We start from the raw sequence: 245 nt of genomic DNA, 5'->3' as shown, positions 1-245 counted from the left end.
CCTTTCAACACAGCTATTTTCACTAAATAAAGACATTAACGGTAAATACAGAGCACTAGGAAAGCTCTCAGGTAACGAAACTGCGCTTTTAGACAATGCTCTGAGACAAATGGCGGGCTCAGCGTCATCGCTTATAAATTATGTACAAAAAGCATCAACTCAAAGTAGTCATGCTCTAAGCTACAATAAGTTGGCGAGTGATTATTATAGTGAAGTGGTTAATTTATCTTTATCGACCTATCAAC

General features: G+C 37.6%; 1 pseudogene. It reads left to right on the top strand.

Going from position 1 to position 245, the window contains the following annotated elements:
• A pseudogene (locus AAEY62_RS24105) lies at positions 1-245 on the top strand (methyl-accepting chemotaxis protein); the annotation flags it as partial.

The sequence above is a fragment of the Pseudoalteromonas sp. GW168-MNA-CIBAN-0100 genome (genome assembly GCF_040309225.1).
GTDB lineage: Bacteria > Pseudomonadota > Gammaproteobacteria > Enterobacterales > Alteromonadaceae > Pseudoalteromonas > Pseudoalteromonas arctica.
The sequence above is the reverse complement of the archived record's forward strand: the minus strand, read 5'-3'. Positions and strand labels throughout refer to the sequence as shown.